The organism is Pseudomonas syringae pv. coryli str. NCPPB 4273 (assembly GCF_000972175.1).
In the GTDB taxonomy this organism is placed as follows: domain Bacteria; phylum Pseudomonadota; class Gammaproteobacteria; order Pseudomonadales; family Pseudomonadaceae; genus Aquipseudomonas; species Aquipseudomonas syringae.
Genome location: NZ_AWQP01000014.1, coordinates 23,825 through 32,820 on the forward strand (window position 1 = coordinate 23,825; position 8,996 = coordinate 32,820).

At 60.0% G+C, this 8,996-nt stretch carries 6 protein-coding genes; 5 read left to right on the forward strand and 1 reads right to left on the reverse strand.

The genetic code is table 11. The features are described 5' to 3' along the window. Positions 1-107: 107 nt before the first annotated feature. Positions 108-920, reverse strand: a complete 813-nt coding sequence (gene xthA / locus P406_RS07370) for an exodeoxyribonuclease III (RefSeq protein ID WP_046235822.1) — start codon at positions 918-920, stop codon at positions 108-110. Positions 921-1,112: 192 nt separating this feature from the next. On the opposite strand from xthA, the gene P406_RS07375 reads away from it, so the two are divergent. The 5 genes from P406_RS07375 (at position 1,113) to tpx (ending at position 8,877) form a co-directional block, all read left to right on the forward strand. Continuing rightward, the gene (locus P406_RS07375; RefSeq protein ID WP_003345438.1) at positions 1,113-1,784 is read left to right on the forward strand and encodes a GNAT family N-acetyltransferase; all 672 of its coding nucleotides are present in this window, start codon (positions 1,113-1,115) and stop codon (positions 1,782-1,784) included. A 59-nt stretch (positions 1,785-1,843) separates the two neighbouring features. Next, positions 1,844-3,568, forward strand: coding sequence for an autotransporter assembly complex protein TamA (locus tag P406_RS07380; RefSeq protein WP_046235823.1), 1,725 nt, complete (start codon positions 1,844-1,846; stop codon positions 3,566-3,568). After that, positions 3,565-7,254, forward strand: coding sequence for a translocation/assembly module TamB domain-containing protein (locus P406_RS07385; RefSeq protein WP_046235824.1), 3,690 nt, complete (start codon positions 3,565-3,567; stop codon positions 7,252-7,254). Before P406_RS07380 ends, P406_RS07385 begins: the two co-directional genes overlap by 4 nt. A 114-nt stretch (positions 7,255-7,368) precedes the next feature. Beyond that, positions 7,369-8,286, forward strand: coding sequence for a LysR family transcriptional regulator (locus P406_RS07390; RefSeq protein ID WP_046235825.1), 918 nt, complete (start codon positions 7,369-7,371; stop codon positions 8,284-8,286). A 90-nt stretch (positions 8,287-8,376) separates the two neighbouring features. Beyond that, positions 8,377-8,877: a thiol peroxidase gene (gene tpx / locus P406_RS07395; RefSeq protein ID WP_046235826.1), complete on the forward strand. Its 501-nt coding sequence runs from the start codon at positions 8,377-8,379 to the stop codon at positions 8,875-8,877. Positions 8,878-8,996 lie beyond the last annotated feature (119 nt).

An 8,996-nucleotide genomic window follows, 5' to 3' on the forward strand; every position in this document is an offset into this window, starting at 1 on the left:
TAAGTCAGAGAGATTGCCGGAATATGACAATTTCAGGGGCTGTGCGTGTTTCAGCGCGACCCATCCTTGTTAAAGAAGGATCGCGCAAGAGGGGCCAGTAGGGGCAATCAGCTCAGTTCCAGCCAGATCGGCGCGTGGTCGGACGGCTTTTCCATTGCGCGCAAATCGTAATCCACACCCGCTTCCTTGATGCGTGGCTGCAGGCCGGTAGAGGTCATGATCAGATCGATGCGCAGGCCGCGTTTGGGCTCGTCTTCAAAGCCACGGCTGCGATAGTCGAACCAGCTGAAGCGGTCGACGACTTCCGGATGCAGGTGTCGAAAGCTGTCCACCAGGCCCCAGTTTTTCAGGCGCTCCATCCACTCCCGCTCTTCGGGCAGAAAGCTGCACTTGCCGGTTTTCAGCCAGCGTTTGGCGTTGTCGGCGCCGATGCCGATATCGCAGTCCTGCGGAGAAATATTCACGTCGCCCATGACGATCAGCGGCTGATCGTTGCGGAATTGCCCCTCGAGCAGGTTTTGCAGGTTTTCATAAAAGCGCTGTTTGGCGGGAAATTTGGTCGGGTGGTCGCGGCTTTCGCCCTGTGGAAAGTAGCCATTCATGATGGTCACCGGCTGGCCGTTGCTGTCGGCATAAGTCCCCCAGATGAAACGCTTCTGGGATTCCTCGTCGTCCCCCTCGAAGCCCTTGTGCAGGGCCAGTGGCGCATTGCGCGACAGCAGCGCGACACCGTAATGACCTTTCTGGCCGTGGAAGTGAACGTGATAGCCCAGCGCTTCGACTTCTGCCTGGGGGAATTGCTCGTCCGAAACCTTGGTTTCCTGAAGACCGATCACGTCAGGCTGATGTTTGTCGATCAGCGCCGCCAACTGATGCGGTCGAGCGCGCAGACCATTGATGTTGAACGAGACGATTTTCATAAAACAGCGGTCCTGAGCAAAAACAAACAGCGATGCTAGCCGACCTGTGGTTTCAGGACCAGTGCCGAGTCGCAAGCACAGGCCATTGTGTGTCTGGATAATTCATTGGAACTGTTATCAATGGCCATCACTCGAAAGCCTGCTTGCCAAAACCGCTGCGCCAGACGCAGTTCCGTTAACACGAGGCCCTTTATGTCCCTACCTGCTGCCATCACGGGTGAAATTCGCCAACTCGACAGTGGTTATTCCCGTGAAACCCGCTCCTTGCTGTTCAGGGCCTACCGGCACGATCCGACATTTGCCTATCTGTTCAACGCCGAGCGCGAGGGATATGAGCAACGCGTGTTGGCGACCATCCGCCAACTGGTCAAACAACACTTTTTGCAAAACCAGCCTGCGTTGGGCCTGTTTCTCCAGGACCGTTTGGTCGGCGTTGCGCTGATCGCACCACCGCAGCGCCGCCTGGGTGTCACCGAAAGCTGGGCCTGGCGCCTGCGCATGGTGATGGACACCGGCCTGGGCTGCACCCAGCGCTATCTGGCGTATTACAACGCGGTACTTGCCTGCGTGCCGTCGGAAACCGTACATGTGCTGCCGTTGATCGGCCTCGATCCGGAGTTCCAGGGGCAGAAGCTCGGTCAGGACCTGAGCGAGCAACTGCTGGCGGCGCTGCACGACTGGTGCGCAGTGGATGAACACTCTCAGGGCATCGTGGTCGATACCGGCAATCCGCGCTATCTGGAGTTCTATAAGCGACAGGGCTATGAAGAGATCGGTGAAATTGCTGTAGGCCCCGTCCGAGAGCACGTGTTTTTTCATCCCAACCCTCAGGTATCACTGCCGGTCCCTGACGTAATGGCCTGAATATCCGACAATTCGTGGGCTTCCAGTGCAGCCTGTCGATCGTGGTAGCATCTACGCCCATGAAGCTTTTCAGACTATTCAGCAGCGTGTTCCTGATGACCATGAGTGCGGCCGCGCTTGCCCAGGCCCGCCTCGATGTCAGGATCAAGCCTGCCAATCCGCAACTCAAGGCCAACGTCGAAGGGTATGTCGGTGATCTGGGCGAGCGTGACGCCCAGGCATTGCGCAACTTCAGCCTGGGCGCCGAGCAGCAGGCGGAAAAAGCCGCTCAGGCGCTGGGTTATTACCAGGCGCAGATCGACAGTGAGATAAAGGATGGAGAGCAGCCCAGCCTGGTGATCAACATCCAGCCGGGCGAACCCATTCACCTGCGCAATGTGGTGATCCGGGTCGAAGGGCCGGCGGCAGCAATGAAGGCCTTTCGTGTGCCGAGCAGCGACGCGCTGAAAAGCGGCGCGGTGTTGAATCATGGCAATTATGAAGACGCCAAGCGCCTGATCCAGAATCAGGCCTCGCGCTACGGATTTTTCAGTGGCCACTTCTCCCGTCAGCGCCTGGCCATCGATCCGCGGGCCGGTGTGGCCGATATCGAGCTGGTTTATGAAAGCGGACCGCGCTACACGCTCGGCAAGGTCATGTTCAGCGGCGACGCGCCATTTGATGACGATCTGCTCAAACGCATGGTGCCGTTCAAGGAAAACACGCCTTACGACTCCCAACTGATTGCCGAACTGACCCAGGCCATGCAGGGCAGCGGTTATTTCGAGGGCGTGCGAGTCGATGCTGCGCCCACTGCAGCGGAAAATCAGGTCATTCCGGTGACCGTCCAGCTCGAAACCCGCAAACCTCGCACCATGGGGCTGGGCCTGGGCTATTCGACCGACGTCGGCCCGCGTGGCAAAGCCAACTGGACCCGGCACTGGGCCAACCCGCAGGGCCACAGTTATGGCTTCGAATCCGAGATCTCCGCGCCACGGCAGAATATCGGCCTGTGGTACGACGTGCCCCTCGATCCGCCGCTGACCGACAAATTGCGCTACGCCGGCGGTTATCAGTACGAAGAGATCGCCGGAACCGACAGCCTCAGCAAGTTGCTGACTGCCGGGCCTGAATGGCACAGCAAGCTGCCCAGCGGTTGGGAGCGGGTCATATCCCTGAAATGGCAGCGTGAAGAATACCGCCTGGGCGATGACGCCGGCCTCAGCACGTTGCTGATGCCCGGTATCAGTTACTCGTACCTGCGCAGTGACAACCGTATCGACCCGCACCAGGGTTACCGCCTGCAATTCGACACGCAGGTGGCCAAGGAGGGCATGTTGTCTGACGCCAACCTGGTGCATGCCAATGTGCTGCTCAAAGGGCTGACCACGGTCGCGCAAAATCACCGCTTTCTCGGTCGTGTGCAGTTTGGCGGCAACCTCACCGACGGTTACACCTCGATACCGCCATCGCTGCGCTTTTTTGCCGGCGGTGATCAAAGCGTGCGCGGCTATGACTATCAGAAGCTGTCACCGACCAATTCCGACGGCGACCGCATCGGTGGGCGATACATGTTTGCCGGCAGCGTCGAATACCAATATTCCATTGCTGACAAATGGCGCCTGGCGACCTTCATCGATCAGGGCAACTCGTTCAACAGCCTGGACAAGCCAGACCTGAAAACCGGGGTTGGTTTTGGCGTGCGCTGGGTATCTCCAGTGGGCCCTCTGCGTCTCGATCTGGCCCACGCGCTGGACGATGATGGTGGAATCCGTCTGCACTTTTCGATGGGGCCGGAGCTTTGAACAAGGCGAACATCACCCGCGGCGCCAAGATCGTCGGGCTGGGACTTGTTGCATTACTGCTGCTGGTGGTCATCAGTGTCGCGCTGCTGCTGGGCACCCACACGGGCAGTCAGTGGGCCTTGGCTCGGGTGCCCGGTGTACAGCTGGAAAACTTTCAGGGACGACTGGGCGGCCAGTGGAGCGCTGAGCGCCTCGTGTGGCAGCAGGGCGCAGACCGCGTCGAGGTTCAATCCGTCGATTTCGTCTGGACGCCTGCCTGTCTGTTGAAGATGACGCTGTGCATCGACCGTCTGCATGCGCAGCAGGTGCTGATGCACTTCCCGCCGAGCGAGACGCCCGCCAGCAACGGCCCTATCCAGTTACCGACGCTCAGGTTACCGCTGGCTCTACAACTGGGTGATATACAGCTGGGTGGTCTGCAACTGGATGGCGTCGAACAGTTGCGCGATCTCAAGCTGGCAGCGCACTGGACCGCCGAAGGCTTGAAGATCGACAGTGCGCACCTGCAACGTGATGCGCTGGTGCTGGACCTCAATGGCCTGCTGAAACCCGAGGGCGACTGGCCACTCAGCGTGCAAGGTCAACTGCAACTTCCACCACAGGATGGCCAGCCCTGGGCGCTGGCGCTGGATATCCAGGGCGATCTGCTGAAGACACTGCAGCTCAAGGCGGACAGCAGCGGTTATCTGCCGGGTTTGCTGACCGGCGAGTTGCAACCCCTGGCCGAACACCTTCCGGCACGCATCAAGCTGACTGCCGAGCACTTCAAGCCCAGCGCTGCATTGCCTGATACCCTGCAACTCGACCAGTTGCTGCTGACCGCCGAGGGCAATCTTGACTCGGGCTACCTGATAGATGGCAGTGCCAGCCTTCCCGCAGAGAAAAGCCCTGTTGCGTTGGCATTGAAAGGGCGTGTGGATGCCAACGGCGCAACCATCGCCGGACTCGATCTGGCCGCCGATGATCAGCAGCGTCTGGCCATCAAAGGCAAGATGAACTGGCAGAGCGGTCTTTCTGCGGAGGCGAGCATCGACTGGCTGGATTTCCCCTGGCAGCGCCTGTATCCACTGGCGGCAGAGCCTCAGGTGGCATTGCATGCCTTCAAGGGTGATATTTCCTATACCGATGGCAATTACCTCGGCAATTTCAACGCCAGCCTTAAAGGGCCTGCCGGTGCGTTCACCCTGGTCAGCCCGTTCAGCGGCAATCTGCAAGAGATCCATCTGCCGCAACTGGAACTGGTCGCCGGGCAGGGCAAGGCCAGCGGTTTCCTGAACCTGCAATTCGCTGACGGCATCGGCTGGGATACGGCTCTGGACCTGAGTGCGCTGGACCCTTCATTCTGGGTTGCCGAACTGCCCGGCACACTGGCAGGCCCATTGCGCAGCAAAGGTCAGATGCGCAATGAGAAGCTTGACCTCAGCGCCGACCTCGATTTGAAAGGGCGTCTGCGTGGTCAGCCGGCGCTGCTGCAAGCCAAGGCTGACGGCCGTGATCAGCAATGGAATGTCAGCAGCCTGAGCATCCGCCTCGGCGACAACCGTATTCAAGGTACGGGTAGTCTGCAAGAGCGTCTCAAAGGGCAACTGGACCTGGATCTGCCACGTCTGGCCCAGCTTTGGCCACGCTTGCAGGGGCAAGTCAAAGGCCGGCTGGACCTGGCCGGAACGTTGCAGGCACCCCAGGGGCAACTGGCCTTGCAGGGCAGCCAGCTCGCCTTGCAGGACAATCGTCTGCAAACCCTCACGCTCAACGCCAGACTGGATCAGGCGCAGCGCGCGATCATCAACCTGAAAGGTGCCGGTATCCAGGCTGGCGATACCCAGTTGGGCACCTTGCTGGTGGACGGTCAGGGCACGCTCAAGAACCAACAACTGAAACTGGACCTGCAAGGACCATTGCTCAAGCTGGCCATCGGCCTTGACGGAGGCCTGGATAAGGGTGATTGGCGAGGCCGGCTGGCCAGCGGTACGGTGCAAAGCGGCGGGCAGAACTGGCGTCTGCAGCAGCCGGCGAAGATCGAGCGTCTGGCTGACGGCCGCCTCAACTTCGGTGCGCATTGTTGGTTGTCCGGGGCCGCCAGCCTGTGTGGCGGCGATCAGCGCCTGATGCCGGAACCCCATTTGCGTTATCAGCTCAAGAATTTCCCGCTGGACAGCCTGGCTCAATGGATGCCCAAGGATTTTGCCTGGAAGGGCGCGTTGAATGCAGACGTGCAGCTCGACATTCCGGCAGCGGGTCCCAGCGGCAAGGTCACGATTGATGCCGGAGGCGGAACGCTGCGGGTACGCAACAACAATCAGTGGCTGGACTTCCCTTATCAGACGCTGAAACTGGCCACCACGCTGGCGCCCAAACGCATCGACACGCGTCTGGACTTCGATGGCGGCAAGCTGGGAAGGCTGCTGCTCAACGCGCAGATCGACCCGCTGGCCAAGGACAAGCCCCTGGCAGGTGACTTCAACCTCTCGGGGCTGGATATCTCGGTGGCACGTCCTTTCGCGCCGATGGTGCAGAAACTCAATGGGCGTCTGAATGGCAATGGCCGGTTGTCAGGCACGTTGCTGGCGCCACTGGTCAACGGCAACGTGACGCTTGAAGGGGGTGAGGTGGCAGGGGCAGAGCTGCCTATGGAACTGCACGACCTCAAGGTCCAGGCGTTGATTGCCGGAGAAAGCGTACAGCTCAACGGCGGCTGGAAAAGTGGCAGCACCGGGCAGGGCAGCATAGGCGGTCAGGTGGCCTGGGGGCAGAGCCTGAATGTCGATGTGAGCCTCAAGGGCTCGCGCCTGCCGATCAATGTCGAACCCTATGCGGCGGTAGAGGCGGCGCCTGACCTGAAAATCTCCATGCAGGGCGAGCGACTGGCCATCTCCGGCAAGGTGCTGGTGCCCAAGGGCGCGATTACCGTGCGCGAGTTGCCGCCTTCTACTGTGAAGCTCTCCGGTGACACGGTAATTGTCGGACAGCAGACCGAGCAGGGCGCTGCGCCGCTGGCTGTAGCGATGGATATCGATGTGGACGTCGGCCAGGAAAAGCTCAGCTTCAGCGGGTTCGGGCTCACTGCCAATCTGGTCGGGCATGTGCACATCGGTGACAACCTGGACACCCGTGGCGAACTGAACCTGAACGATGGTCGTTATCGTGCCTACGGGCAGCGGCTGACCATCCGCAAGGCGCGTCTGCTGTTTGCCGGTCCGGTCGACCAGCCTTATCTGGACATCGAAGCGATTCGCCAGACCGACGACGTGATTGCCGGTATTCGCCTGACCGGCAGCGCCGAGCAGCCTACCACCGAGGTGTTCTCCGAACCTGCGATGAGCCAGGAGCAAGCGCTTTCCTATCTGGTCATGGGCAGACCGCTCAGTACTTCCGGCGAAGACAACAACATGGTTGCTCAGGCTGCGCTGGCGCTGGGTGTGGCAGGCAGCTCGTCGACCACCGGCAAGCTCGCGGACAATCTGGGTATCAAGGACTTCGAGCTGGACACCTCGGGAACCGGCGACAAGACCAACGTGGTTGCCAGCGGCAAGATCACCGATAAGCTCAGCCTGCGCTATGGCGTAGGCGTGTTTGAACCGGCCAATACGATTGCCTTGCGCTATCTGCTCAGCAAGCGCGTGTACCTTGAGGCCGCGAGCGGTGTTGCCAGCTCGCTGGATATTTTCTATAAAAGGGACTTCTAGGCGAGGGTCGGCGGCGGTAATGGCCCGGCGTCCCGCTGCCCGGCCTTTCCCGGACGTCCCTCTTGCAACTGCAAGTCCCTTCACTCCTTTTCTACCTTCAGGTTGCCGGCCATCATGGATCGATTCAACGCCATGCGCGTGTTCACCCGTATCGTCGAGCTGGGCGGTTTCGCCAGGGCGGCCGAGAGTCTGCACATGCCGCGTGCCTCGGTGACGATCCTGATCAAACAGCTGGAAGCGCATTTGGGCGTACAGCTTTTGCAGCGTACGACGCGTCAGGTCAGCGCCACCCCGGACGGCAAGGCCTATTACCAGCGCTGCGTCAGCCTGCTGGCCGATCTGGACGATGCCGAGGCATCGTTCTCGGCGACCGGGGCCGAGCCCAAGGGGCTGTTGCGTGTCGATCTGCCGGTCAGTCTGGGCCGTATGATCATCATCCCGGCGTTGCCTGAATTCAGCCGGCGCTACCCGCAGATCCGTCTGGAGATCGGCATGAGTGACAGGCCGGTCGATCTGATCCGCGAAGGCGTGGACTGCGTGTTGCGTGCCGGCGCGGCACTGGATGAAACACTGGTTGCCAGGCCGCTGGGCAGTCTGACCCAGATTACCTGCGCCAGTCGTGAGTACCTGGCGCAACACGGCACACCACTGGACCTGCAGGACCTCGCGCAACATCAGGTAATCGAATATTTTTCGACCAGCACCGGCAAGCGTTATGGTCTGGAGTTCATGGCCGATGGCATGGACGTTGAGCACGCATCGGTCTGCGCGATCGCTGTCAACAGTGCCGATGGCTATGTCGCGGCGTGCGAAGCCGGTTTCGGCCTGATTCAGGTGCCGCGCTACCATGTCGCCGCGCAATTGCGCAGCGGTGTGCTGGTGGAGGTACTGCGTTTGCATCGTCCGCCGCCGCTGCCACTGACAGCGCTTTACCCCCCGCACCGACAGTTGTCACGACGGGTCAGGGTATTCGTTGATTGGCTGGTGGAATTGTGTGCCCACACAGATATCAGGGACAGACTGGTTTCCTGAAAAAAATTCAGAATTATCCCATATAGGCCGCGGCACACTTTCGTGTTTAACTTCCGGCTCTTTCATCCATTTTGAAAAGGAACGTGTTTCATGGCTCAAGTGACCCTCAAAGGCAGCCCCGTTCAGGTCAGTGGCAACCTGCCTGAAGTCGGTAGCAAGGCACACGATTTCACGCTGGTCGGCGCAGGTCTTGCGGATAAAACCCTGGCTTCCTTCGCCGGCAAGCGCAAGGTACTGAACATCTTCCCGAGCGTCGATACGCCGACCTGTGCCACCTCGGTACGTAAATTCAACACCCAGGCCAATGACCTGAGCAACGCTGTGGTTCTGTGCATCTCGGCCGACCTGCCGTTTGCCCAGGCCCGTTTCTGCGGCTCCGAAGGCCTGGAGAATGTCCAGAACCTGTCCTCGTTTCGCAGTGCTGACTTTGCTCAGAATTATGGTGTTGCCATTGCAGACGGTCCGCTCGCGGGTCTGACTGCGCGCGCCGTGGTCGTTCTGGACGAGAACGACAAGGTGCTGCACAGCGAACTGGTTGCCGAGATCGGTAGCGAGCCCAACTACGACGCTGCATTGGCTGTGCTGAAGTAACTTTCCGCAACCTGTCGACGGCCTGAATCCGCTCAGGCCGTTTTTTTGTTTGTGCTTCATACGTTTATCCAAAGTAAGCGCTTGGTAAAGCCGCTTTGCTTGTAACGTAACTGTGCTTA

Excerpts from the sequence above, each read along its gene's own strand:
- xthA (WP_046235822.1), bottom strand. The coding sequence starts at position 920 with ATGAAAATCGTCTCGTTCAACATCAATGGTCTGCGCGCTCGACCGCAT.
- P406_RS07375 (WP_003345438.1), top strand. The coding sequence starts at position 1,113 with ATGTCCCTACCTGCTGCCATCACGGGTGAAATTCGCCAACTCGACAGT.
- P406_RS07380 (WP_046235823.1), top strand. The coding sequence starts at position 1,844 with ATGAAGCTTTTCAGACTATTCAGCAGCGTGTTCCTGATGACCATGAGT.
- P406_RS07390 (WP_046235825.1), top strand. The coding sequence starts at position 7,369 with ATGGATCGATTCAACGCCATGCGCGTGTTCACCCGTATCGTCGAGCTG.
- tpx (WP_046235826.1), top strand. The coding sequence starts at position 8,377 with ATGGCTCAAGTGACCCTCAAAGGCAGCCCCGTTCAGGTCAGTGGCAAC.